Genomic DNA, 26,312 nt, shown 5'->3' with positions numbered 1-26,312 from the left:
CATACCCTTGCCAAGTATATGTATGTATTATTTTATCGTACTGATCGCTTGGGCAAGAGTGGACTTTATCGTCACTTTATCAAAAGGCAGTTGAAGCTTAACGGCAGTCATGGCTATTTCCGGCCGAAGTCCTGAAAGGGTTGTATGAATTCCGATCAAATGTAAGGATTCAATCAATTGTGACAGTTGGTGGGCGGATGCACTATCTATTGCATGAACGCCCGATAGGTCAATGAAAAGCCTGGTGACATTTTTTTCAGCGCACTTTTGTAAGGTGTTTTCAAGCAAGGACATGCCCCTCGTCGTGTCAATATCGCCTATCAGGGGAAGCAACGCGGTATTATCTTTAAGGGAAATGATGGGCGTGCTCAATTCATCGATCGTGGCCTGTTGGGCTTTCATAATTTTATTGGCATATTTATGATTCGCTTCCGTAAACCTCTCCATCACTTCACTGAACACCTTGACCACTATCCGATGCCAGGAATTTACTTCCTCCCGTGTATATCGATCTCCATGCAATCCCACAAATCGGTCAATGTAATCCAGATATTGCTCTTGCGTTCGAAAAAACTCCCTCAATATAAAATAGATGGGTGTGTTTAAATGCTGCTCATCCTGACCGATATCTTCAATCCACTCATCAAGACGCTTAAAGAATTCCCTTTCCTCTGTAACAAATATCTGAAAGAAATGTAAGTGGAACTCATTATTTTGTTGCTTCAGTTTTTTAATCACTTTGGGATCGGGTGAGCTATAAACCCCCGACTTATCATTTTTATTCAATGTTGCGTACCAATCCTCAGTCAATTGAGCTGCCTCACCTAATAAAAAGGAATATAGTTCTTTATTTCTGTGCATAAACTCCTCCACCTATTTAATTTTTTTATAATATCTAATGCTATTAAAGACTGAATCAGCATTGTCAGGGTATTGAAAGTTAACCGTTTTATCAACAAAAGAAGCATCGAAGATAACCGCTTCAATACTTAAGATCCCATGCCAATGGTCCCTTCATTCCATATACCTTCCCAGCTGTTTTTGAAACCATACAACCACTGATTTTTCAAAAAAAAAAATCTGCAAGAACATTCATCTATCATTCTGGTAAAGCGGCATTCACCAAATCGTATTTTTTTGTTATAGTTTACCATTTTTATTTTTTGTTAACAAATTCACCGCCATCCTGCCCCTTTTCTTTATCACGCAAAAAAAGGACCTGATCCCAGATCCTCCGTTCAGTGACATTGAGCTACACTATTCCATGTTGAGCCCTTTCATTTTCGAGAATGTTTCCAACCTTTATAGGTCTTTACATGTCATATCCGTTTACTGATGATTATCTTTCTGTACATTCCATTCAGCATGATCGGTCGATCTTCTTCAATTTTCATATTCATTTCATGTCTACTGAACAAGTCCTCAAACCGCAAGCCAATATCTGTACCTAACAATCCAATGATGGGTCTCAGAACCTTTTTGGGTAATGAAAGCCGTTCATCTTTAGAAATGAACTTATCAAATAGTATTATTTTCCCCTCTCCTTTTAAAACCCTGATCATTTCCTGAAGGCATTGATTGGCATCAGGTACGACGGAAAGGACCAAACTTCCAACTATATAGTCAAACGATTCATTATCTAATTCCATATTCTGTGCATCCATCTCCAGGAAATTGATCGTTGTATTTTCATATTTCCCCATCGCTTTTTTTAGCATATCGGTTGATATATCTATCGCCGTTATCTCAAGGTCAAGGTTCTTGATCAACTCCAAATCGGCACCCGTACCTACGCCTACAAACAGAACCTTCGCATTATCATGAAAATGTATCTCTTCAAATATTCTTTTCCTGGCATCTAAAAAGAGATGAGAGTTGAAGATATTATCATAAATCGGCGACCAAAACTTATAAATCACTTTATTCCACGAATTATTCAACATCCCCACCCCCTTACATACTTCTTCTATGTAGCATAATAAATCCCTTCCAAGCGGATATTACATCTGGCAAATTAGTAAAATTAAAAATAGTATGCGACGCAGTGGTCCGCGATAACAGACATGTTTCTTTTCATAATCAACGACCCTCCTAATATAAAGCCCCCAACTGACACACCCCATATTATACAAATTACCTTGACTGTCATAGTAATACATTATAAGATATACCAAAGGAGGTGAGGATTTGGTTGAACGTAAACTATCCTCTGACTTGCTTCGCGGACATGTAGATACGATGATTCTAAAACTCCTGCAAAGTGGCGATAAATATGGTTATGAAATCAGCAAACTGATATATGTGAGTTCAAATGAGCAATATGAAATAAAGGAAGCTACGATGTATTCCAGTTTAAAACGTCTGGAAAAGGATGGTTGCATCATCTCTTATTGGGGAGATGCTACACAAGGCGGAAGAAGGAAGTATTACAAAATCACCCCAATCGGGGAAGAGACATATACGCAAAATAAAAATGACTGGGAGCAGGCCAAGCGAATACTTGAACGCCTCTTGTAAGAAAGGAAGATGAAATGTGATTGAAAAACTGCATGCACATGTTCATAGCATTTTTGCCCCGTACAAAAATGCAAAAACCACAAAGGAATTGGAAGAAGAACTGCTGCAAAACTTACTGGAAAAATACAATGACCATAAAAGGAATGGCTCTAGTGAGCAAGAAGCTTATAAGCTGACTGTGGATTCAATTGGAGAAGTATCAGAGCTAATGGAATCACTCAACCTTCAGTATAACGAGCTTGAGCAGGCGATATCCATGGACTATTCCAGACACCGTTTATTGGATTCCGACTTCCGCTCGGTTTCCGTGCATGATGGGAAATTTAATTCCTGTGATTTAAGCCGTTCCGACTTCAGCCATTCGGACCTGACGAACAGCACATTTAAAAGCAGTAACTTAAATGACTGCATCTTTGAAAACGCCAATTTAACTAGTACCTTATTTAAAAGTGCCAATTTAAAAGGCGTAACTTTCAAGAACAGCATTTATAACAAAACCCATTTTAAAAGCTGTAATTTATCTGGTCTTATATTTGATGGGGAAACATTCAACCAAACCGTTTTCGAGGGTTCTTCATTGAAAAAGGCATCATTTCGCGACGCCACACTCATCAATGTTCAATTTCGGATGTCCGATTTAAAGAAAATTGACTTTACGGGAGCTTCGATGGATAAACTCACTTACAACTTTTTACATGGAGGTAAGGTTGATCTTAGCGGCGTGACCATCATCTAAGGAGGAATTTCCAATGACTTTACCGTTAGCGATTGTCGTATCCACCTCAATCATTTGCGTGACCGTGTTTCTGACTGCGGTCGTTTTAAAAGGAATGAGCATGGGGGAATGATTCATCAAGAACCCTGTGCCAAGACATGAAACGTCTTGGCACAGGGTTTTTCGTATTTTCAATATACCTTTCTCATCATTCAACCGCCCACCCTCCCCTGCATTCACCTTGAGACTTCCACATCAAATTCATTCACGTAGACAGCATTCCCTGTGATTTCAATATCATAGTTGTCATGGGTTTTTGTAGCCGTAACGCGGACCCTGCCATCTTTTCCGATTTCATTTCCCTGTTCTATTAACAGGTGCAGCTCATTTTCACGGTCATCTTTTATGTATTTTGCATAATAAGCTCCCATTACACCTGAAGCCGTTCCTGTAACCGGGTCCTCAAGCGTACCTGAAAATGGCGAGGAAAAATGCCGGGCATGCATATGGGCATCCTGATCGTACGTTTCCAAGCAAAAGGGATGAACAGAAGCTCTTGGCATTTCCTTTAAAATTTGTGGAAACAGTTTATTGTTCGCCTTCATCTTTTTGAATGCATTGAGGTCATTTATCGGAATCAGTAAAGTCCATAAACCTGTACTTCCATAAATAATAGGTAATTCCGCTTCCAGATCTTCTATATCAAGTCCGAGGGAACTCGCTAAATCCCGCTTATCTCCGCTAAATTCTTCAAACGTTGGGGTAGCCTGCTTCAACGTAATGTATAGTTCTTGATCAGCCGTCGTATGAATCTTGATTGGCAATATTCCCGCTCCCGTTTCAATCATCAGCTCATCTTTATCCAATAATCCCCTGGTCTTCAGTGCATGAATGGCAGCCATTGTCGCGTGTCCGCAAAGATTCATTTCGTGTCCTGGTGTAAAATAACGGATTCTAAGATCGGCAATATCGGACTCCATGGGAAAAGAGGTTTCATTGAACCCCACCTTCAGCGCTATATCCTGCATTTCCTTCTCCGTCAGTCCATCCGCATCTAAAACCACACCTGCCGGATTTCCTTTATTCGGTTTACTGCTGAACGCATCGTAATGAAAAACCCTTACCATTTTCAAATCTAACATCTCCTATTAACTGAATGGTGCTTCTCTTGAATAGTAATTCTATGTTCTTTATAAAATCCCTTTTTCGTCCAGTTTACCTATATTAAGAGAAACAACCATTGATTTTATTTTCTGACTATTGTACAATGACTCAAATTCATCTAATTTCATCTAAAATTCCATGAAGGGAAAAAGTACGTTATAGTTTCTGTTCCAAAGAGAGCTGGTGCTTTGCTGAAAGCCAGTGTCCAGAATATAACCGAAGATCATCCCTGAGAAGTAAAGCCGAATCTTTAGTAAGCTTTATCGGTTTCCCCCGTTATAAGGGACAACGTATTATTGTACGTTCGTAAAGGTAGTAATTTGCTTTCGAAGCATTTTATTAAACAAGAGTGGTACCGCGAGTTCAAATCTCGTCTCTTAATGAGACGGGATTTTTTGTATTTAAATCAATGGAAATAAAGGCAAAGAGGTGAAGGTCTAATGCAGACACTATTATTCGTAACAGATTTAAACTATGAAGCAAAAGGAAGAAATTATTACGAGGAGGATTTATATCTAACTTCAAAACTTAGGGAAGATTTTCAATTGGTCATTTGTCATCCTGAAGATATTGAAACGTTTGAAAAGGATTTTGAACTAATTGTATTTCGAAATGCTGGTCCAGTAGCGAATTTTAAAGATAAGTATCAAGCATTCCGTAAAAGAGTGGCTACCGATCATTTGAAAACTTACAATTCATTTATAGGAAAGGCTGATATGAACGGAAAGGAATACTTAATAGAACTAACGAATGCTCAATTTCCTGTCATTCCAACAATCGATACGGTTCACTCCCTAGATAAACTGCCTAATGTAGACACGTATATCGTAAAGCCGAAAGATGGAGCGGATTCCATCGGTTTGGAATTTGTTACGAAAGATGCATTGAATGGCAAAGTTGATTCAGAATTGAAAAATACATTGGTACAACCATTTATCAATTTTGAATATGAAGTCTCATTTTACTTTATCGATACAGAATTTCAGTATGCTCTTTATGCACCGGATAAAGAGAAAAGATGGGAATTGAAAGAATATGTACCTACCGAAGAAGATCTAGCTTTTGCTCAACGATTTATTGAATGGAACAACCTTGATTGGGGGATTCAACGCGTTGATGCGTGCCGGAATGAGCATGGTGAACTATTATTAGTTGAACTGGAAGATTTAAATCCCTATCTTTCTTTGTTGGAATTAACCGATAAAACACGCCAGAATTTCGTAAAATCCCTGAAAAAATCAATCCAGAAAGCACTGGAAGCTTAGTATGTCGAATGAAGTGTGTGTAGCTCGAATTACTGCGGGGACGGTCGAATAAAGTACGCGGTAGCTCGAATTACTGCGGGGACGGTCGAATAAAGCACGCGGTAGCTCGAATTACTGCGGGGACGGTCGAATAAAGCACGCGGTAGCTCGAATTACTGCGGGGACGGTCGAATAAAGCACGCGGTAGCTCGAATTACTGCGGGGACGGTCGAATAAAGCACGCGGTAGCTCGAATTACTGCGGGGACGGTCGAATAAAGCACGCGGTAGCTCGAATTACTGCGGGGACGGTCGAATAAAGCACGCGGTAGCTCGAATTACTGCGGGGACGGTCGAATAAAGCACGCGGTAGCTCGAATTACTGCGGGGACGGTCGAATAAAGCACGCGGTAGCTCGAATTACTGCGGGGACGGTCGAATAACTGCGAGGACGGTCGAATAAAGCACGCGGTAGCTCGAATTACCGCGGGGACGGTCGAATAAAGTACGCGGTAGCTCGAATAAAGTAAGAAGACTGATCTCATTACTACTCCCCAATTAAATTGTCCAAACGATAATATTAATTGGGTCTAAACGAAGTACGCTAAAGCTAGCTTTATTTAATAAAAAATGAGGTGGTTAATTTGAAACAAAATCATGATTATTATCAAAATCTATTAAAAAGACTTTGTAAAGCTGATAATATTTCTCCTCGAAAACCTAACAGTCGTACCTTTAGGTATAAAATTCAATCAACAGTTATATTTATATCCAAATGGAGATAGATTAGATAGAGCAGCGATAACCTTTAACAAAGATGATTATATACTTTTAAACAAAAAACTAGAAAATGGAGAGATATGAATAATTAATACATATTGGAGATGGCCTCCCTCTATGGTGGGCTATTTTTTTAGGTTTTCCTCATTGTTTTAGGTATGTCGGCTTGGCCGGAAAGGGAGCGGGTTTCTGAAATCACCTGCAACTTTCTTTAAATAAAAAAACTGCAGGCAAACTCGCTTTTCTTCGAGTTTGTCTACAGTCTGAAACGACTATCGAGTCCAAAGGGACCTTTAATTCATTTGAGATTTATGCCATTTCCATGCACTTTCAATAATCTCTTCCAAATCTATTGATGCCTTCCATCCTAGTTCTTCATATATCTTATTAGCAGAAGCAACCAGACGGGCTGGATCTCCAGGACGTCGGTCTGCATACTCTATGGTCGGTTTCACTCCTGTGACTTTTTCGCAAGTGTCGATTACATCCTTAACCGAAAATCCTTTCCCATTCCCAAGATTGTAGGTGGCCGTATCCTTCTTCCCGGACAATAGGGCTTGAAGCGCGATTATATGAGCTTGAGCTAAATCCGTTACATGAATATAATCACGGATGCAAGTGCCATCTTCTGTGTCATAGTCCGTACCAAACACGGAAATCTTATCACGTTGACCTAATAAATGCTGTAAAATGATAGGAATCAGGTGTGTTTCCGGATCATGGCTTTCACCGATTTCTGCCGATACATGTGCTCCTGCCGCATTAAAGTAACGCAAAACGACATAATGGAGTCCATATGCCTTTGCAAAATCACCTAAGATTTGCTCTACCATCAATTTCGAGCGGCCATATGGATTAATCGGATTAGTTGGCTGATCTTCATCAATCATATCTACATTTGGTATCCCGTATGTAGCTGCCGTTGATGAAAAAATGAAATTCTTAACATCATGCTTGAGCATGGTATTCAATAATGTAAGAGTTGCACCAACATTATTCTCATAGTATTTATAAGGGTCTTGAACAGACTCACCAACCAAGCTATTAGCAGCAAAGTGCATAACGGCTTTAATGGGATATTTAAGGAATATTTCATTCAAAACCGCTTCGTCCCCTAAATTCCCTTCAACCAAGATGGCCTTCGAATCGACCAGCGAACGAAAACCGGTTGAGAGATTATCCAGAATGACAACCTCTTCTGTATTCACTAACTCTTTTACAAGATGACTTCCAATATATCCTGCACCGCCAACGACCAAAATCATATAGAATTTCCCCTTTTACTTTAAGCTTTATTCGTAACCTATTTATATCCTTAGAGTTTGAGGGGCTCTTTTTATTGAAAAAGAGCCCCTCCCTTATTTTATAAGCACTTTTTGAAGGTTTCCATGGCTAATCCATTATATTGGTTGTAATCAAACTTTTCTAGTTTAGGATTATCAGTACTAACCATAGTAGATAAGCCTTTTTCAAGTCCATTTATGCTATTTTCAACAAGTAAACCATATTTACCGTTTTCCAAAACGGTTCGGTTAGCAACTATATCAGTAGCCATGATTTTCATTCCTAAAGTCATTGCCTCCAATAATACCATAGGCTGTCCTTCATAATGTGATGAAAGAACGAAACAGTCACATTTTTCCATGAACGAAAATGGATTTTCAAGCTGGCCCAAAAGATGAATGGAATCATTTAATTCCAGCTCATCAATGATTGCCTGCAAATCTTCCTTTAATGGACCTTGTCCTAAAATATACAGCTTGCTATTACTGTATTTCTCATGAAAGCCTGCGAATGCACGAATCAAATTATCCTGACCTTTTTCAGGAGATAACCTTCCCATATTGACAAAATTGAAATCATTTTTATCAGGAAATGGAACGAATTGATTGTTTACTTCCAACCCATGCACTTTTTGTACGATCAACGCCTGTTCATCTATCCAACCTAGAGATATCCCGTCTAATAAGATATGAGCATAAGTACCAAGTTGAGTAACCGCTTCTTTATCGAACTCCACAATCCGGCCATTAAAGGTTGGCCCATTCTCCACGACCATGGCATCTTGTAACCCATAAGGCTTATCCCAAATATTATAATCTCCCAAGTTAATTTCTGCGGTACCGTGCACTTCCCGCTCTTTTAACAGTATTGGCTCTTCCATAATTTCGAATGCCCTTGTATTCAACCAGCCAATTCTCTTATTATCCATTTCGAAAAGGTAATAGCCGCCTTTTCTGGTTCTGTTATATTTTATGATCTTGACGATTTGCCCTTCAAAATCGATAGCCTTAGATACTCTTTTAGCCTTGTAATTCGGATAAGCCTTCGTCCAGATTGTATGGTCTTCCGGTTCCGTTATTTTTCCGTACTTCTGATTACCTGTGTTTATTTCCTTCAACGTTCTATTATCGATCTTATCAATGAATTTTTTATTGTTTTTATAGTTTCTGGATATTATATACTTTCTTTTCACCATGATTTGAAGCTTGTCACCTAAGCTCGTGTTTTCATTGATCGTACAATGTTCAAGCATGGATAAAGCTGCATTATCTATCCAACCTATTATCTTGTTTTTCACAGATATCCTGCTATAAATCGAATGTTGGGTCTTTACTTCCCTATCAATTTTTACAATGATCCCTTTAAAATCTTGACTGCCAGAAACCTTGTACGTTCCTTCAACCTTATATGGCATGGACCAAATATAGTTCGATCGAGGCCTTACTAACCTTGCAATTTTATCCAATTCCTTTTCGTAAATAATGCTGTCTGGCAACAACTCAACAGCTTCTTCACTAATCCAGCCAATTATTTGATTGTTATGACTGAATTTGTAGAAAGTATTTTGATCTGCATGGCCTTTCCTCGAGATCATGATTTCAGCTTCTTCAAATCGTTCATCCAGAGGAAATTGAGTGGCATTTGAAATTCCCGGAAGGGTATTCCAAACCTGATTATCCTTCACATTCCTTAATATCGCTCTTGCTTTGAAGTTTTCAGTGGACAATGCATCTTCATCATTATCGCTGACTTCAGAGTTATTTGACTCGAGTTGAAGGATTTTATCCGGGTTGATGGAATTCATTACGAAATCAAATTTATCAAAGTCTGCATACTCCAATAGGTTCTTTCGGTTTAATTCCATCGTTCCCTCAGAAACACTTACAAGCTTATCAAATCGATTATATACAGAAAAAATCCCTCTTAGATTAATACGGTGAGGTCTCTTTCCATTAATGATACGCTCACTATCAGACAGTAAATCATTATGCATATAACAAACTTTCTTTTTTGCATCTGCTGCTAGCAGATATTTAGCCCAATAATGGCTATAACCACTAAAATCGATAACAAAATCAAATTTAGTTTTACCGAATAAACGTGCATGTTCTCTAATATAGGCATTTTCCGGGTAAAGCTTTTTCCCTAAGAAACCTCTTTCCCCTCTGTTATGGATGAATTTATCTTTATAGACTTCCAAAAATTTATACACAGGTAAGCCAGGTTTAAAAAGAAAACGCACATTTTTATTTACTTTGTCCATATTTTTCAAAACCTCGTATGAGTGAGGAGTGGCAGTAAAACAGCTGACATCATATTTCTCATAATCAATATTATTCATTAGGTTAAGAAAAGAGGATGTAATTCCGTTATCCCTCAATCCTCCAGGATAAATTAATATTTTTTCCTTTGCGGAATCCAGGCCAGTAATTGTGTTTAGTTCTTTCGCAGACTTATTGAAGAGATAGTTGACTATTCTCTCCGTTACATGTCCATCCTCATGGTTAGTGAATTTTTCCTGCATCTTTTTATATTTATCGGAATAACTCAATTTAACATTATTGATATCTTTAATTGCGATAGCCAATTCTTTCGAGTTAAAAAGCATCGGGCCTGGGAGTTCATCATTTTGGAGATACTGTCCCCTTTGTTCTGTATAAACGTCCGTATCCCATGTGTAAAATAGGATGGGCTTATTGGTAACAAGGAAATCAAAGAAAATACTGGAATAATCCGTGATAAGCAAATCAACAGCAGCAAGTAATTCATTCGTATCCACATGATCAGGTATCAATCTATCCATGATTTCTGAATGCTTGGCAGCTTCTTTATATAGAAATGGATGCACCTTGATGAATAAGTTATATTGTTCACCGATTTGACTTTGTAAATAATTAATATCTGCAATGATTTGAAGAAGGTCGTTATCCACTTTGGCAAGGTTCGTTCCCTTCCAAGTCGGAGCATATAAAATATTCTCCTTACCATCACTGATGTTCAAACCCAGGGTCCTTAGATATTCCTTATACTCCCCTGGATTCGTATTCAGCGTTAAATCGATCCTCGGATATCCTTCTTCTATAATTTCACCTTTATACAATCCGTTTAACTTATAGCTATCTGTAAATATTTTGGTAGTGTGGGAATTAGGGCTCAAAATGTAATCTGCACTCAAAAAGTTCCTTACAACGTTTTGAGAGACCGAAGGGTTACCGGGTATATCAAAGCCCATATTCTTAAGGGGCGTTCCATGCCAGGTATTCATGTAAATTTGATCGCTTTTAGGTATGAAGAAGGACTGGAAAGTGGAGTTATTGATTAAATACTCACTTGTTGCCAACCACTTTAAATATTCCTTTGAATTACGTTGAACAAATTTCACATTCGGCATATCCTTATACTTCGATATTACACCTGAGAGGGCACCAAAATCCTGGATTGACCAAATGTGCATGAAATCTTTAAAGTCTTGCTTTTCCAGCATATATTTAAACATCGCGTATGGACTGTCAGTCATACTGTTTCCATCACGACTCTCATATAAAATCGTGTTTTTTTGCACATTTAATTTCTCAAAATACTTCGCATATCTATTTACACGCTGATGGTTCTCCTTCAATAGGAAATTGGCAAGCGGCTGTTTAAGGAAATCGACTTTTCTTTTTATTACCTTCTTATTCACTAAATAGGCATCCCCTTTTATAAATTTAGTATTCACCATTCAAAATCATGATTTAATTAACAAAAAATAACAACTATGAATGATCAATAGTTGGAGATCTTTCTAAAACTCTATTAAACTTAAAACTTAATGACTACAACCATCATTTGCTATGTAGATAATCTTTCTTTAAACTGAAAAAATCGATTTGGCGGTAATACAGTAACTCAATAAATCATTTTTTGTCCACTGCCTTGTGCAGTTCGAGGATTTTTTCCATTTCCTTTATAATGTCATCTCTTAATTCAGGATGTTGCAGGGCAAATTCAATTGTCGTTTTCACAAAGCCATCGACAACTCCGACATCATAGCGTTTCCCTTCAAAATCGTATGCGAAGACTTTTTGGATTTCATTCAGTTTTTGGATGGCATCCGTTAACTGGATTTCACCGCCAGCTCCCGTTTCTTGCTTAGCTAAGAAATCGAATATTTCCGGAGTCAGTATGTATCTTCCCATAATGGCCAAATTGGATGGTGCCGTTCCTTGTTTGGGTTTTTCAACGAAACGATTCACTTCGTATCTTCTGCCTTCTTGGGTAAGCGGGTCAATGATGCCATATCTATGTGTCTCGTTCTCATTTACTGGCTGCACTCCAATGATGGACGAACCCGTCGCATCATATTCGTTGATTAATTGACTTAGAGAGGGTATTTCGCTTTGAACGATGTCATCGCCTAATAGTACGGCAAACGGCTCATCACCAATAAAGTTACGTGCACACCATACAGCATGTCCAAGGCCTCTCGGTTCTTTTTGCCTAATGTAGTGGATATTTGCTAAATTGGATGGGTATTGTACCTTCTCCAATAAATCGAATTTCCCTTTTTCCCTCAAGTTATTCTCTAGCTCGTATGCATTATCAAAATGATCTTCTATCGCACGTTTATTCTTTCCTGTGACAATGATTATATCTTCAATTCCCGATTTTACGGCTTCTTCTATAATATATTGAATAGTTGGTTTATCCACTATTGGCAGCATCTCTTTTGGCATTGCCTTCGTAGCAGGTAAAAATCTAGTTCCCAATCCCGCTGCAGGTATAATAGCCTTTTTAACTTTTTTCATTCTTTTGTAACTCCTCCACATTAATATAAAACTACAAAATTTACTTATTCACCCTTTTCATAGTAACATAGACTTGTTTTTTGTAAATAATTTAGCATAAAACATTTGTAATCCCATATATAATTGTAACTTTTCCCCAAAACCTTCTTCAGAAAATATAAAGGCCTTTTCCCGATAAAAACAGGAAAAGGCCTTATTTTCTTCAATATATATGGCTGTCAGGTCCAAGGGTCTGACTTATGTAGCACTATTGATTATCCCATTAATTTTTTCCATGAAAGCATTCATGACCTGCTTCAATTTCAGCTCGGCTGATTCCATCTTTTCACCTTGGACCCCGAAATAGAATTTGATTTTAGGTTCTGTGCCAGATGGACGTAAGCATACCCATGTACCATCCTCAAGGAAGTACTTAATTACATTCGATTTAGGTAAATCAATGACTTCTTCCTTATTGGTGCCCATGTTGAGCTTCACGCCACTTTGATAATCCTCTTGAATCGTTACAGCTTTTCCGGCTATATGCTTTGGAGGAGCATTGCGGAATTGATTCAATATCCCTTGAATCTGCCCAGCGCCTTCAATCCCCTTTAAAGTCAATGACTGAAGTCCCTCCAGGTAATATCCGTACTCTTCAAAGATATTAAGCAATCCTTCATATAGGTCCATGCCCTGTTTTTTATAGTAGGCACAAACTTCCACCGCAAGAATGGCCGCTTGGATAGCATCTTTATCACGGGCAAAATCCTTGATTAAATAACCATAACTTTCTTCATATCCGAATAAGAAAGTATGCTTACCGCTTTCCTCATATTCGTTGATCTTTTCAGCGATGAATTTAAAACCCGTTAATACATCAACGGTCCCTAAACCATATTCCTTTGCGATTCTGCGGCCTATTTCAGAGGTTACTATCGTTTTTAAGACAACTCCATTTTCAGGTAAAGTGCCTTTCGATTTCTTTTCTTTCAAAAGATAATCCAATATTAGTGCACCTGTTTGATTACCTGTAAGCACCACATATTCGCCATCTTTATTTTTAACGGCGATACCGAGACGATCTGCATCAGGATCTGTTGCGATCAAGAGGTCTGCCGATACCTCATTTCCTAATTCAATGGCCATTTCAAATGCTGCATGCTCTTCAGGGTTCGGGGATTTGACTGTCGAAAAATTGGGATCAGGCAATTCCTGCTCTTTTACAACATGTACCTTGTCGTATCCCAGATCTTGTAAAGCCCTTCTAACCGACTTATTTGCCGTGCCATGAAGCGGTGTGAATACTACAGTCACATCAACTTCTTCACTTAGGTTTTTATTTTCGGGCACAGTAAGCAATTTATCATTATAAGCGGTATCTATTTCCTCTCCGACCATCTTGATGAGGCCTTGCGCTTTCAATGTGTCTTCATCTTTTACCGAAATGGCAAGTTCATTTTCAATCGCATTCACGAATTCAATCACTTTATCAGCCGTTGCCGGAGGAAGCTGGGCACCATCTGGCCCGTACACTTTATAGCCATTATATTCAGGGGGATTATGACTTGCTGTGATAACGATCCCAGCATAAGCATTCAGTTCACGAACGGCAAAGGATAACTCCGGCGTTGGTCTTAACTCATCGAATAGATAAGCCTTGATACCTTCTGTAGCCAGGGTCTTGGCTGCTTCCAAGGCAAATTCAGGCGATTTGAAACGTGAATCGTAGGCAATCGCGACACCTCTGCGTTTTGCTTCATCACCCATCGATTGCAGATAATGGGCTAATCCCAATGTTGCTTTACGGACTGTATATAGATTCATCCGATTGGTACCTGCCCCAATTTCCCCGCGCATACCGCCTGTGCCGAATTCCAAGTTCTTATAAAACGCATCTTCAATATTTTTTTCATCATCTTGCATCTTGTTAAGTAATGATTTCATTTCCTCATCAAGGTTTTCGAAATTCACCCATGAGTGGTAAGAACATTTCCAATCCATCTTCACATAGTCCTTCTTTCTTTCTAGTTCCCCTTGGAAAATCTAGATGTTTTCACTAAAAAATAACAGTTACCGCTGAAATAAAAAAAAAGCCGTTCATACGACTTTCTTCGCTATATTATCAGCAATAAATAGACATCAGTCAATATTCTCAACATAAAAAATTTGTTGGAAGGCAAAAATAGAGGATGGCGATGTTGCGGTAATCGTGGACATCACGGCCTGTAAACAGGAGCGATGTCCACTATGATGGATCACCTTACAAATTATTCAGCTTCGGCAACAACGGTGAAGCGTTGGTTGATGTGTTGCGGGTTTTCAATTTCATCAAGTACTGCAAGGGCAAAATCGGCGTAACTTACATAACTCTCACCCTTTGAGTTTACAAGAAGGTTGTCTTTACCCAATTTATACCCTCCGGTTCTATTTCCTTGTGGATCAAAGAAGGCTGAAGGACTGATGAACGTCCATTGGATGCCAGTGGCATTTTGTAAATCCTCAAGGTTCTTAGATTGATTATATGCCGTTGCAAAGTATTCTTTAGGGAATTCAGGCGTTTCCAGTACACGTATCGTTTTCGCCTCGTCAACGAAAAGGCTTCCAGCTCCGCCAACAACGATCAGTTTAGTTTGAGGAGCCCCTTTCATGGCGTCAATTAAGATTTTTCCTGCATCCACATGCAGATGTTCTTTCCCTGGAGCAGCGCCAAAGGCATTCACTACCACATCAAATTCTTTAATATCTTCCGCTTTCAGAGCGAATAGATCCTTTTCCAGTACGGATGCACCTTGAATTTGGACTTTGGCTTCATCTCTGACAATGGCCGTAACTTCATGTCCCCTAGTCAATGCTTCCTTTAAAATCAGACTTCCAGCTTTTCCGCTCGCACCTATAATACCAATTTTCATTTTCAATTTCCTCCTATATCGTTTTGGATTTTAATTGTAATCGAATTACTTACATGTAATAACATAAGTTACAGGTTGCTGTTTTGTCAACTTATTTATCGAGGAAGTATTTCGATGATATATTGCGATTTTCGTTGATATATTTCATTTTTCGGAGGTATATTGCAATTTCCGTCGATATATTACCATTTTCGATGATATATCCCGATTTCCGTCGATATATTGCCATTTTCGATAGATATATCCCGATTTTCGTTGATATATTTCATTTTTCGATAGATATATCCCGATTTTCGTCGATATATTACCATTTTCGATAGATATATCCCGATTTTCGTCGATAAAAAAAGCACCATTCCTTGCAGATACAAGGAATGGTGCACTTATTGATCAGTTCTTTCCATTCTTCCTCATTAGCAATCCCATACAGATAGTAATGAGAGTAAAAGCAATAAAAGCCAAAAACGGGATCGTGATGAATCCTAGCCAATTTATATACTCGCCTGAGCAGGGAACACCGCTTTGGCACATTTCGAAATGCTGTAGTGCCGGAATTTTTTGCAGACTATAGTGATACCCTGACACCAACATGCCCAAAATCGATAATGGGAGGATGTATCGATGGATTTTCAGGTCTTGCTCATAAAAGGCCCGGCCCAATAAAATAACGAGCGGGTACATCAAGATCCTTTGATACCAACAAAAGGTACAAGGTACATAATGGAGAATCTCACTAAAGTAGAGACTTCCAGCAGTGGCAATGATGGATAGGATCCACGAAAATAATAGTGGTTTGTTCATCACTATTTCTCCTTCGCTGCATCATCAACCATTTTCACTAAATCATCAATTGTATTTCCTTCAAACTTCTTGCCATTGACAAATAAGGAAGGTGTTCCAGAAACGCCCAATTCGTCGGCCAACTCCATATCCTTGTTCCATTGGTCCTCGGACTTTTCGGCTTTAAAAGAGGAAACGACCTTTTTCACATCTTTGTCATTTGCGATTTCTTTCAATGTTTCTTCTAGGAATTTGTCCGTAAAGACATCTTCCTTTTCATATTTCAAGTCATCTGGCTGCTTATCGTACAACAGCTCATGAAATTTCCAAAAGGTATCATTTCCTAATTCCTGATAAACACTTTCCGCAAATTTAGCGGATCTGGTTGAATCGACGTTAATGAACGAATAATTCATGAAATAAAATTGCGCTTTTCCTGTTTCGATCAGTTCACTTTGTATGGAAGGAAAGAATTGTTCCTCGAATGTCTTACATACTGGACATTTATAATCACCAAATTCCACTATTTGGACAGGAGCCGATTTTTCTCCCAAATAAGGCTGTGATTTATAATCTATTTCATTAACGGCTGTATCTTCGTCCTTCCCATTTGCTAAAAATATAAAGCCAATAATGATTACAGCGATTAACCCTATGATCCAAAACGTGAATGCATAAGATTGTTTTTGATTACCCTTTTTTTTATTAGCCATCATATACCTCCATCACTTGTAGTTGTGTCGATATTCCTTATCCAGCCATAGCGGCCGATTTCAGTTCCCCCTTCCTGTAGCTTTCACCTGTAACTGATTCATTTACACGTTATAATATAAGTTTCATCATGATGGTTTGTCAATTACACATACCTTTTATTTTTGCCGGCGTGACTTGACAAGGAAACGGTTAATGGATAAATATTATTCTTGCAGGCCATTATAACTTGTAACCACTTGAATTACATGTTAAATAATTTATACTATATAAGAATAGAGATTTTAAAGGAGAGAAAAAAGAGATGTCCATCAGTACCCGCTTTTCCGTAGGAATCCATATATTATCTCTTTTAGAAATAAACAAAGAAGGCGTTAACACTTCTGATTTTATAGCAAAAAGTGTAAACACAAACCCAGCCTTAATTAGAAAAATCACCGGCATGCTGAAGAATGCAGGTTTAGTGAACGTTCGGCCGGGTATCGCCGGGGCGACATTGGCCAAGGACTTATCGGATATTACTTTGCTCGATGTTTATCAGGCTGTTAACGTTGTCTCCGATAAAGAATTATTTGGAATCCATGAAAATCCTAATCCAGCATGCACTGTTGGAAGAAATATACAAGATACAATAGAGCCCATCTTTTCAGTCGCTGAACTTGCCTTGGAAAAGGCGCTTGGAGTGGTGACGATCGAGGATGTCGTTAGAGGTATTCTGGAAAAGGATAAAAACTAAATAGCAAAAAAACACATGGGTCGGACTCATGTGTTTTTTCCTGTTTTCTTATTTATACTTAGGAACTTCAATCGTCATTTTATAGGAATCTAGTAAACTATACAAATTATGAATCTGTTTCACTTGTTTTGTTGCCCAGCCAATATCAGTTGCATACTGGTGTGAAGCATATCCATTTTTCTCTGCAGCTGTAGGATTCCATCTCATTTTGTAAAGCGTGTCCTGTCCAGTAGCGATATACCCTTTGGCGATGAATTCGGCACCACCTATAATGGCCGCTTCCGGGGTGAACCAGCCTGCTTTATATGCGTATTGAGCGCCGCTGCTTACCGCTGTTCCGTCAAAAGCTCCCACTCCATACATATTATAGACCATTTTCCCATTCACCTTAACTCCAGTTGCTAACGGTGAAGTACCATTCCCAGTCTCCAGCAAAGCATGTGAAATCAGGTAAATTTCATTGACCCCATATTTTTCCCCTGCCGTAGTGAAGGTTGCAGCTTGGCCTTGTAAAATCCCTTTACCTGAAAGGATTCTAGCATTCACTTCAGAAACGTTCATGTTGGTGACTTGGGAGAGCTTAACGAACTGGAACGATTTGATTGGATCATTCACAAAATTATCTGGGTTGAGATTATAGTTTATATCATCCGGACTGGCATTTACCCATGTCTTGTTATAACTCACTTCATACCAATAGTATCCGTCAGAGCCCTTTACTTTTGATTTAATATTCAATGATTGATTATTGCTGACAGCACCGACTGCCCAATAATTAGATCCAGCTCCGCCCCTAACACGCCATCCGCTTCCTTTTACCGTTCCCTTTGTTGAATTGATTAAAGTTAACCCATCCTCACGTATGTAGGTTTTATACGTTTTATCCGTTTGACCATTTACGGCCATTTGAATTTCAACCATCTTGTCCATCGTAAGATTGTACTCTTTATCGATCCTGATTATCGATCCATCCGAACTTCCTGGACCTTGTGCTTTAGCTGTTAAATATTGCGTACTGACATATCCCGTTTTTCCGTTAGCCGTGACCCTTGACCAACCATTGGACTCAGAATACACCGTTACGGCCGTATTGTTTACGAGTTTGGCTATAATTGAAGCGGAAGCTGATGCAAAAGAGCGCATATTAAGACTGGAGCCATCATTTACTTTTACATATTTAACTAACGTGGTTTCTTCCTCGTCTGGATTGAGATTCGGGCTTTCCGGTACAGAACCAGGCTTCGTTGCTGATAGATATTGCGTATTGACATAACCTTCCCCGCCATACGCTTTTATTTTTGACCAGCCATTTGATTCCGAGATGACTTCCACCTTCACACCCTTTGCCAATTTCACAATAACGGAAGCACTTTCTGACGGTTTATTACGCATATTCAGAGAACCAGAGCTTACATTTACATATTTCACCGTCGTTTTATCAGGTATGGAGGGTTTGGCTTCTGGCTTTGTTGTTGAAAGAAAGTCAGTACTGACATATCCATCTTGCCCATTGGCTTTGATTTTCGCCCAACCTTTGGATTCCGAATACACCGTTACTTGCGTTCCTTTTGAAAGCTTCGCGACTATGCTGGCACTTTCCGACCCGCTTTTTCTCATATTAAGCGTTCCTGAGCTTACGTTGACATATTTTGTCGTCGTTTTATCAGGTATGGAGGGCGTGGTTTCCGTTCCTGGTTTTGTTGTCGATAAATATTTGGTGCTGACATGTCCGTCTTTTCCATTGGCCTTGATCTTCGCCCAGCCTTTGGATTCCGAATATACCGTCACTTTCGTTCCTTTTGAAAGCCTCGAAACTATGCTTGAACTTGCTGTACCACTTTTTCGCATATTAAGTAAACCCGTGTTCACATATTTCGTCGTCGTTTTTTCTGGCGTGGCTACTGTGGATCCCGATCCCGGTTTTGACGTCGATAGATATTTGGTGCTGACATATCCGTCCTTTCCATTGGCTTTGACCTTCCCCCAGCCTTTGGATTCCGAATACACCGTCACTTTCGTTCCTTTTGAAAGCCTCGCGACTATGCTTGAACTTTCTGTACCACTTTTTCGCATATTGAGTGAACCCGTGTTCACATATTTTACCGTCGTTTTTTCAGGTGTGGCTACTGTAGATCCCAATCCCGGCTTTGCAGCAGACAGATATTTGGTGCTGACATAACCGTCTATACCATTGGCTTTGACCTTCCCCCAGCCTTTGGATTCCGAATACACCGTCACTTTCGTTCCTTTTGAAAGCCTCGCGACTATGCTTGAACTTACTGTCCCGCTTTTTCGCATATTGAGCGTGCTTGCATTGACATATTTTACCTTTGTTTTAACGGTTGCCGCAGCTTTGGTTACCGTTCCAGGCTTCGTTGCCGATAGATACTTCGTACTGACATATCCGTCTTTTCCATTGGCTTTGATCTTCGCCCAGCCTTTGGATTCCGAATACACCGTTACCTGTGTGCCTCTTGTCAGCTTCACGACTACGCTTGCACTATCTGCCCCACTTTTTCGCATATTAAGTGAACCTGTGCTCACATTCACATATTTCATTGTCGTTTTAACGGGTGCCGCAGCTTTGGTCACCGTTCCAGGCTTCGTTGCCGATAAATACTTGGTACTGACATATCCATCTTTTCCATTGGCTTTGATCTTCGCCCAGCCTTTGGATTCCGAATACACCGCTACCTGTGTGCCCCTTGTCAGCTTCGCGACTACGCTTGCACTATCCATTCCACTTTTGCGCATATTAAGTGAACCTGTACTGACATTCACATATTTCTCTGCCGTTTTAATGGTTACTGCAGCTTTAGTTAAAGTCCCTGGCTTCGTTGCCGATAAATACTTGGTACTGACATATCCATCTTTTCCATTGGCTCTGATCTTCGCCCAGCCTCTGGATTCCGAATATACCGTTACTTGTGTGCCTTTTGCCAGCTTTGCAACTATGCTTGCACTATCCGCACCAGTTTTTCTCATATTTAGCGAACCGGAATTTACATTTACAAACATGACGCTTTTTTCAATATTGGCATGTTCTGCGTGTAGTGGAGCTGCAGATATTTTTTCTTCGAAAGCAACTGTAGACAACACTGCAAAACAGAAAGTTGGTATAATTAATTTCTTCATCTCATTCTCCCTACTAAAGAATTATATTTTTAACATTTATTTAAATATCGGTTAAATTCAGTATAATAATATAGGCAATTGTGCTTATTCGTTAAAAATATAACATATTCCTTTAGATCTATAGAGAGATGGACGAGATTGTAACACAATAGTAAACTAATAGACATTTAAGTTATTAATTAGTAACATTAGAAATGTAATCCATTTCACTAAATTCCATAAGAAGCGGATACAAGCTTAATGACGTGAAATAAGATATATTGAAATAATTTATTCATACTCAAAGTAATGTTTATGAGACGAGCATCTTTCTACGCATACCGAATATACATAAAGGGTAAGCCTACAATCCTTATATTTGACGGATCAAGGCCATAACCTATATAATTACTCTAAATAACTTATATGAATCCTTCTGTTAAGGGGAGTAGCTATACAATAAAGTCGTCAGTACAGGATTTAATCCTCGGCTTTATTGGCAACTGATTTTAGTTGTTTGCAAGACCTTGCCGATTATTTGGTGAGGTCTTTTAAATTTTTAAAAGACGGTATAACCAAAAATCGGTTATACCGTCTTTTTTAATCGAAAAAATTGCACAATAGAGGTGAAAAGTATGCAGAACTATAATGAATTAGCTCAAAGCGTTAAGATTTCCGATGATAAAAAGCATATATTGCTTGATGCCGACCCATCTTTATCACTTATCGGAAAAGGCCGCAGCGCTTATGTATTCCGAATACATTCCACCAATAAAGCACTAAAAGTGTTTTTCCCTGACCATACTCACACAGCTAAAGTAGAAGCTGAAATATACAAAACCGTTCAATCGATCGATTACTATCCAACCCTATATGATGCGGGGGTAAATTATCTGGTAATAGATCACATCGAAGGCAACACTCTTTTTGAATGTTTAACATTGGGAATCCCAATAACGGAAGAAAATATCAAGGAGATTGACCATGCCTTACAATTAGCAAGGAAAGAGGGATTGAACCCTTCGGATATTCATTTACGAAACATCTTCATCACTTCCGAAAAGAAGGTGAAGATCATTGACGTAGCGAGGTTTAAGCAAGTGAAATCCTGCAATCAGTGGCACGACCTGAAAAGTGCTTTTCACCTTTTCTATTCGAAGTCATTTTTCCCGAAGAAAATCCCAGGCTTCATACTGAATTCCATAGCAGCGATTTATAAAAAGAGATTCTTGCCCATCTGATCATCACTAAAAAAAATCACATTGGAGGCACATATGAAAAAAATCATAACCATTTCTTTACTGTCCATCCTTACATTAAGCGGATGCTCGCTTTTGGGAGAAGTCAATTCATCATTGGAGTATGCAGATAATGCCACGGAGTATATAAGTACCGTTAAGGATTTTGCCAATGAGGTGCCCGCATTGTCACAAGACGCCGTCGCGAATACCGAAGCAAGAGCAAATCTTGAAAAAGAACTGGAATTGATGAAAACGGAGATTGAAGAATTCAATGCAACTGAACCACCCCAAATCGCTGAAGGCATCCATGAGAAGATCGTCAGCTCAAATCAACAGCTTTCAGATGGAATTGAATTATACCTGAATAATATTGAAAATGGCCAAATTGACCCTAAGGCATTGGAAGATTCAGAGATAATGAAATCAATCGATAATATAACAGGATTGGCAAAGCAAATTGAAGAGTTGGGTAATTAAGCAGCCTGCTCCATTAAAATGAAGAACTCCTCGTACCGATGTCCCTTTTAATTTCAAGGAATCATGAATTAAAAAGGAATGTTCGGAACAAATTATTGACATGAAACCAAAAGGTTTTATATAATCGATAAAGCGAAACCAATTGGTTTTATATTTTTAATTAAAAGGAGAATCAGTATGGAAAATCAACATACATTACAAGATATCAAAAAGACGATTATTCTTGAAGCACCCATCCAAAAAGTTTGGGATACAGTTTCGACTGCCAAGGGTATAGCTTCATGGTTCATGCCAAATGATTTTCAACCGAAAGTTGGACATGAGTTCCATGTCCAATCACCTTTTGGTCCTTCTCCTTGTAAGGTATTAGAGTTAGATGCTCCTAATCGGCTTTCATTCGCTTGGGATACGGACGGTTGGATCATATCGTTCACTTTAAAAGAACTGGATGGCAAAACGGAGTTTACCCTTATTCATGGTGGTTGGAAAGAGCCTGACACGATTCTTCCGAAACCGAACGAAAAAAGCTCAGTCATTCGCGATAGAATGGATCATGGCTGGGAACAGATCGTTAATCAAAATCTTAAAAAGGCTGTTGAGGGCTAAGTGTCTGCAGCAGAAAAGCATGATGTATTTCAGGCTATCGCAGACCCAACCCGCAGAAAGGTCCTGCAATTGCTTGCTGAAGGGGATTTACCCATTTCAGAAATCACTTCTCACTTTTCCATGAGCCGTACAGCGATTGCCAAGCATCTTCATATCCTTTCTGAAGCTGAATTGGTCAGTGGCCGGAAGGTAGGAAGAGAGAAACGCTTTCGGCTTCATCCAGAACCTTTAGCGGAATTGAAACAGTGGCTTTCTTTTTACGATCAATTTTGGGATAACAAACTATCCATCCTTAAACATGTGATTGAAAATCCAAGGGAAAATGGATTTAAAACCGCCGAAAAAGAAAAGGACACGGATGAACAATCATAATGAAGAACCCCCCGGCGCATTGCACCGGGGGGTTTTCTTCATTAATTTATGCATCCATCTCAATATTGTGTTCTTTGCGCTTCTTGATGACCATCGTTAGTAACAACAGTAAATTAAATACAATTATGCATCCAGTAAGGAACACGATACTCGTTGTCAATGCATCCGCTCCAAGGCTCGTACTCATCGCCTGACGGAAGCCCATGACTGAGTATGTCATTGGTATGAACGGGTGAACATGACTGAAGAAGTTATTTGTCAGTTCCACAGGGAACATTCCTCCGCTTGCTCCTAGCTGTAATACAAGGAATATCATCGCTAATAAACGACCTGGATTTCCAAATCCTACAGTTAAGAAAGTAACGATGAACATGAAAGTAAGGGAAGTCAATATGGAAACCCCTATGAATTGCCCCATGTTCTCGACTTGTAAATCCATACCCCAAATCATGATTGCATCCAATACTAATGCTGAAATCGTGGCTTGTATAAATAGGACCGTAAATTTACTGAACCACCATGCCGCTCCTGATGTAGGTCTTGTAGATGGCTTGCCTGTCGGGTATCCCATATTGAAGGCAATCGCTCCTACAAATAACCCTAGAGACAATACGTAAGGAGCCAGAGCATGACCATAATTAGGCACTTCACTGCTTTTTTGTTCTTTAACCTGTGTCGGCTCAGCAATCATGCCGTAATTATCATCGGTTGTTTTATTTCCCCTTATTTCTTCTGCACCATCACTTAGTTTTTCCGAAAGTTCGACCGTTCCATCTTTTAGTGAGGAGATTCCATCACCCAATTTATGTGAACCTTCAGCTAGTGCTGATGAACCTTCATTGATCTTACCTGCGCCTTCAGCAAGTTGGATCACACCATTGCTTAAAGTAGGCAGATTGCTTGCCAATTGCTCAGTGCCTTTAACAAGTGCTGATGAGCCATCGTTCAAGGATGCTGAGTTGGCATTCAGTTGATTGGCTCCATTAGCAAGTTTGTTCGCTCCCTCGCCAACTTTGCTAACACCAAACGCATACTTCTCCAGACCATTTCCAAAAGAAGATGACCCTGCTTGAAGTTGTGAAACTCCATCAACCAACTGACCAGATCCCTCAGTTAGTTTTGACAAGCCATTATTTAACGAGGAACCGCCTTGTGCTAACTGATTGATCCCATTCACAAGTTCCGGTGCTCGTTCATTTAAGCTTTCGGTTGCCGCTGTTAATTGATTGCTGCCTTTAACTGCTTCATTCAAGCCGCTATTTAATTGGGTTGCACCAGGAATCAATTGTTCTTCCAGTGCGTTCCTTATCGCCGGATATCCGTTTAACGCTGATACGGCGTTTGGATTGACTTTATTCACCGCATTATTTAAATTGGCCACTTGTTCTGGAAGCTGGCCTAATCCATTCAATACTGGCATTACTTTATTCGTTAATTGTGTTGATAAGTCGGATACACTTGCAGCAAGAGTCGATGCAATTTGTTTTTGTGCTTCCGCTTGCATTTGAAGTTCATTTTGAATGGCTCCGATTAATTCGGATTGTTGTTCACTGGTCATACTTTTGTATGCTTCAGTGTTTTGTACAGTATTGATTGTGCTTTGTCCATTATTCGCAATCGTTGATTGAAGTTCTGTTAAAGCTGCTTGGCTATTCTCGAGATCTGCTGTAATTCCCGATACGGTACCGGACGCGCCGCTTCCTGCAGGAACCGCTTCTTGCAATTGATTTACACCGCTTTGAATGCTTGTCAGGCCTTGCTTAAGCTGACTCAGCTGTTCTTCCGCGGGCAATTGGCCATCCATCTTTTTCAGGCCGTCATTTAATGCCTGGCTTCCTTCTGAAAGTTTAGTGATTCCCTCATTTAAGCTCTGCTGACCTGCTGCCATTTTTGGAATTCCCGTAGATTCGTCAGTCAGCTGGCTTGCATTTTGTGATAACTGATTCAAGCCATCATTCAAATTCGCACTGCCTGTTTGCGCTTGTGCCAATCCATTATTTAATGTTTGGGCTCCTGGAACCATTTTTGCAAGCCCAGTGGAAAGTTGGGAAGAACCTTGTATAAGCGCTTCACTATTATTAGTCAACTCCCCTGTGCCAGAAGCGAGTTCGTTAGCACCCGTTTGCAACTGACCGACACCAGACGTGTATTGTGAAATTCCCTTACTTAATTCCGACGCCCCACGTTCAAGTTTATTGGCGCCTTCCAAAAACTCACCAACGCCAATTTGAAGTTTATTCGCGCCATCTTTAAACGTTAATGTACTGGAAGCCAATTTATTCAGATTGTCTGTCACTTCTTTGTTTCCATCATTCAGTTTTTCAGCACCGTCATCCAGTTTTGATGCCCCATCTGCTGCATCACCGAATCCATCTCCGATTTCATCCAGTTGTGAGAAGATCGCTTCTGCATATTCCTTTGTGACACTTTCTGCAATTTCAGTTTTCAAATTATTCGTTGCCTGTTTTCCGACCGTTTCAGAAACGAAACTGCGTCCAGGATTCACATCATACGTTAAATTCATTTTTTGTGGCTTATCATCCATTACGGTTGAAGCATTTTTCGAAAAGTCCTCAGGAATGGTGACGACCATATAATATGTACCATCATCGAATCCTTTTTTCGCCGCTTTTTCCGTTACGAAATGCCATTCTAAATCATCATTGTCCCTTAATTGCTCGATTAGCTCATCACCGACAGATAAGGTTTTACCCTCATACTCCGCCTTCACATCATTATTCACGACTGCAACAGGCAATTTACCGGTATTTCCGTATGGATTCCAAGCAGAACTTAGGAATAACCCCCCATAAATAATCGGCACGAACAGTAATACGATTGCGACCCCGATCAGTTTTCGATTTGTAAGTAAAAGCTTCCATTCTTGTTTAAGCATG

General features: G+C 39.4%; 20 protein-coding genes and 1 other annotated feature. Of the genes, 8 read left to right on the top strand and 12 right to left on the bottom strand.

Going from position 1 to position 26,312, the window contains the following annotated elements; all coding sequences use genetic code 11:
* Positions 1-27: 27 nt before the first annotated feature.
* Together QUF94_RS04310 and QUF94_RS04305 are read right to left on the bottom strand one after the other, a co-directional pair.
* Positions 28-861 carry an STAS domain-containing protein gene (locus QUF94_RS04310; RefSeq protein ID WP_289314752.1) on the bottom strand — a complete coding sequence of 278 codons (834 nt, stop codon included), beginning with the start codon at positions 859-861 and terminating at the stop codon, positions 28-30.
* Between the two features lie 458 nt (positions 862-1,319).
* Positions 1,320-1,940, bottom strand: coding sequence for a class I SAM-dependent methyltransferase (locus tag QUF94_RS04305; protein WP_289314751.1), 621 nt, complete (start codon positions 1,938-1,940; stop codon positions 1,320-1,322).
* Positions 1,941-2,187: 247 nt separating this feature from the next.
* Between QUF94_RS04305 and QUF94_RS04300 the strand changes: the two genes are divergently transcribed.
* Positions 2,188-2,517: a PadR family transcriptional regulator gene (locus QUF94_RS04300; RefSeq protein ID WP_289314750.1), complete on the top strand. Its 330-nt coding sequence runs from the start codon at positions 2,188-2,190 to the stop codon at positions 2,515-2,517.
* 16 nt (positions 2,518-2,533) lie between these two features.
* The gene (locus tag QUF94_RS04295; RefSeq protein ID WP_289314749.1) at positions 2,534-3,253 is read left to right on the top strand and encodes a pentapeptide repeat-containing protein; all 720 of its coding nucleotides are present in this window, start codon (positions 2,534-2,536) and stop codon (positions 3,251-3,253) included.
* A gap of 215 nt (positions 3,254-3,468) precedes the next feature.
* Here the strand turns inward: QUF94_RS04295 and QUF94_RS04290 are convergent, their stop codons facing one another.
* Positions 3,469-4,365, bottom strand: coding sequence for a PhzF family phenazine biosynthesis isomerase (locus QUF94_RS04290; RefSeq protein WP_289314748.1), 897 nt, complete (start codon positions 4,363-4,365; stop codon positions 3,469-3,471).
* A gap of 160 nt (positions 4,366-4,525) precedes the next feature.
* Positions 4,526-4,777: a binding site (T-box leader), on the top strand.
* 59 nt (positions 4,778-4,836) lie between these two features.
* On the opposite strand from QUF94_RS04290, the gene QUF94_RS04285 reads away from it, so the two are divergent.
* Positions 4,837-5,661, top strand: coding sequence for an ATP-grasp domain-containing protein (locus QUF94_RS04285; RefSeq protein ID WP_289314747.1), 825 nt, complete (start codon positions 4,837-4,839; stop codon positions 5,659-5,661).
* Positions 5,662-6,712: 1,051 nt separating this feature from the next.
* Here the strand turns inward: QUF94_RS04285 and galE are convergent.
* From galE to QUF94_RS04250, 7 genes are all read right to left on the bottom strand, one after another.
* Positions 6,713-7,684, bottom strand: coding sequence for a UDP-glucose 4-epimerase GalE (gene galE, locus QUF94_RS04280; RefSeq protein ID WP_289314746.1), 972 nt, complete (start codon positions 7,682-7,684; stop codon positions 6,713-6,715).
* A 98-nt stretch (positions 7,685-7,782) separates the two neighbouring features.
* Complete coding sequence (locus tag QUF94_RS04275) at positions 7,783-11,385, bottom strand: CDP-glycerol glycerophosphotransferase family protein (RefSeq protein WP_289314745.1); 3,603 nt, start codon at positions 11,383-11,385, stop codon at positions 7,783-7,785.
* A 214-nt stretch (positions 11,386-11,599) separates the two neighbouring features.
* The gene (gene galU, locus QUF94_RS04270) at positions 11,600-12,490 is read right to left on the bottom strand and encodes a UTP--glucose-1-phosphate uridylyltransferase GalU (RefSeq protein WP_289314744.1); all 891 of its coding nucleotides are present in this window, start codon (positions 12,488-12,490) and stop codon (positions 11,600-11,602) included.
* A 237-nt stretch (positions 12,491-12,727) separates the two neighbouring features.
* Entirely contained in the window at positions 12,728-14,470 is a 1,743-nt protein-coding gene (locus QUF94_RS04265) for a phospho-sugar mutase (RefSeq protein ID WP_289314743.1), read from the bottom strand.
* A gap of 266 nt (positions 14,471-14,736) precedes the next feature.
* Positions 14,737-15,378 carry an NAD(P)-dependent oxidoreductase gene (locus tag QUF94_RS04260; RefSeq protein ID WP_289314742.1) on the bottom strand — a complete coding sequence of 214 codons (642 nt, stop codon included), beginning with the start codon at positions 15,376-15,378 and terminating at the stop codon, positions 14,737-14,739.
* A gap of 390 nt (positions 15,379-15,768) precedes the next feature.
* Entirely contained in the window at positions 15,769-16,179 is a 411-nt protein-coding gene (locus tag QUF94_RS04255) for a disulfide oxidoreductase (protein ID WP_289314741.1), read from the bottom strand.
* A gap of 2 nt (positions 16,180-16,181) precedes the next feature.
* Complete coding sequence (locus tag QUF94_RS04250) at positions 16,182-16,871, bottom strand: DsbA family protein (protein WP_289314740.1); 690 nt, start codon at positions 16,869-16,871, stop codon at positions 16,182-16,184.
* Positions 16,872-17,173: 302 nt separating this feature from the next.
* Between QUF94_RS04250 and QUF94_RS04245 the strand changes: the two genes are divergently transcribed.
* Positions 17,174-17,605 carry an Rrf2 family transcriptional regulator gene (locus QUF94_RS04245; RefSeq protein WP_289314739.1) on the top strand — a complete coding sequence of 144 codons (432 nt, stop codon included), beginning with the start codon at positions 17,174-17,176 and terminating at the stop codon, positions 17,603-17,605.
* Between the two features lie 48 nt (positions 17,606-17,653).
* On the opposite strand, the gene QUF94_RS04240 is transcribed toward QUF94_RS04245, so the two are convergent.
* Entirely contained in the window at positions 17,654-20,740 is a 3,087-nt protein-coding gene (locus QUF94_RS04240) for an SH3 domain-containing protein (RefSeq protein ID WP_289314738.1), read from the bottom strand.
* 614 nt (positions 20,741-21,354) lie between these two features.
* Here QUF94_RS04240 and QUF94_RS04235 point away from each other — a divergent pair.
* The 4 genes from QUF94_RS04235 to QUF94_RS04220 all read left to right on the top strand — a co-directional run bounded on the left by QUF94_RS04235 (position 21,355) and on the right by QUF94_RS04220 (position 23,415).
* Entirely contained in the window at positions 21,355-21,960 is a 606-nt protein-coding gene (locus QUF94_RS04235; RefSeq protein WP_289314737.1) for a protein kinase family protein, read from the top strand.
* 33 nt (positions 21,961-21,993) lie between these two features.
* Positions 21,994-22,437, top strand: a complete 444-nt coding sequence (locus QUF94_RS04230; RefSeq protein ID WP_289314736.1) for a DUF6376 family protein — start codon at positions 21,994-21,996, stop codon at positions 22,435-22,437.
* Between the two features lie 177 nt (positions 22,438-22,614).
* The gene (locus QUF94_RS04225; protein WP_289314735.1) at positions 22,615-23,043 is read left to right on the top strand and encodes an SRPBCC family protein; all 429 of its coding nucleotides are present in this window, start codon (positions 22,615-22,617) and stop codon (positions 23,041-23,043) included.
* Positions 23,044-23,415 carry an ArsR/SmtB family transcription factor gene (locus tag QUF94_RS04220; RefSeq protein WP_289314734.1) on the top strand — a complete coding sequence of 124 codons (372 nt, stop codon included), beginning with the start codon at positions 23,044-23,046 and terminating at the stop codon, positions 23,413-23,415. It abuts the gene before it with no gap.
* Positions 23,416-23,461: 46 nt separating this feature from the next.
* Here the strand turns inward: QUF94_RS04220 and QUF94_RS04215 are convergent, their stop codons facing one another.
* Positions 23,462-26,311 (bottom strand): YhgE/Pip family protein, encoded by a 2,850-nt coding sequence (locus QUF94_RS04215; RefSeq protein WP_289318285.1) that lies wholly within the window; start codon positions 26,309-26,311, stop codon positions 23,462-23,464.
* Position 26,312 lies beyond the last annotated feature (1 nt).

Origin of the sequence: Peribacillus sp. NJ4, from assembly GCF_030348345.1 — a bacterium.
Classification (GTDB): domain Bacteria; phylum Bacillota; class Bacilli; order Bacillales; family DSM-1321; genus Peribacillus.
This window is presented reverse-complemented; position numbering and strand designations above follow the sequence as displayed.

What these genes read in the sequence shown, in the direction of transcription:
- QUF94_RS04310 (WP_289314752.1), bottom strand. Translation starts at nt 861, where the DNA reads ATGCACAGAAATAAAGAACTATATTCCTTTTTATTAGGTGAGGCAGCT.
- QUF94_RS04285 (WP_289314747.1), top strand. Translation starts at nt 4,837, where the DNA reads ATGCAGACACTATTATTCGTAACAGATTTAAACTATGAAGCAAAAGGA.
- galE (WP_289314746.1), bottom strand. Translation starts at nt 7,684, where the DNA reads ATGATTTTGGTCGTTGGCGGTGCAGGATATATTGGAAGTCATCTTGTA.
- galU (WP_289314744.1), bottom strand. Translation starts at nt 12,490, where the DNA reads ATGAAAAAAGTTAAAAAGGCTATTATACCTGCAGCGGGATTGGGAACT.
- QUF94_RS04265 (WP_289314743.1), bottom strand. Translation starts at nt 14,470, where the DNA reads ATGGATTGGAAATGTTCTTACCACTCATGGGTGAATTTCGAAAACCTT.
- QUF94_RS04260 (WP_289314742.1), bottom strand. Translation starts at nt 15,378, where the DNA reads ATGAAAATTGGTATTATAGGTGCGAGCGGAAAAGCTGGAAGTCTGATT.
- QUF94_RS04255 (WP_289314741.1), bottom strand. Translation starts at nt 16,179, where the DNA reads ATGAACAAACCACTATTATTTTCGTGGATCCTATCCATCATTGCCACT.
- QUF94_RS04250 (WP_289314740.1), bottom strand. Translation starts at nt 16,871, where the DNA reads ATGGCTAATAAAAAAAAGGGTAATCAAAAACAATCTTATGCATTCACG.
- QUF94_RS04245 (WP_289314739.1), top strand. Translation starts at nt 17,174, where the DNA reads ATGTCCATCAGTACCCGCTTTTCCGTAGGAATCCATATATTATCTCTT.
- QUF94_RS04240 (WP_289314738.1), bottom strand. Translation starts at nt 20,740, where the DNA reads ATGAAGAAATTAATTATACCAACTTTCTGTTTTGCAGTGTTGTCTACA.
- QUF94_RS04235 (WP_289314737.1), top strand. Translation starts at nt 21,355, where the DNA reads ATGCAGAACTATAATGAATTAGCTCAAAGCGTTAAGATTTCCGATGAT.
- QUF94_RS04230 (WP_289314736.1), top strand. Translation starts at nt 21,994, where the DNA reads ATGAAAAAAATCATAACCATTTCTTTACTGTCCATCCTTACATTAAGC.
- QUF94_RS04225 (WP_289314735.1), top strand. Translation starts at nt 22,615, where the DNA reads ATGGAAAATCAACATACATTACAAGATATCAAAAAGACGATTATTCTT.
- QUF94_RS04215 (WP_289318285.1), bottom strand. Translation starts at nt 26,311, where the DNA reads ATGCTTAAACAAGAATGGAAGCTTTTACTTACAAATCGAAAACTGATC.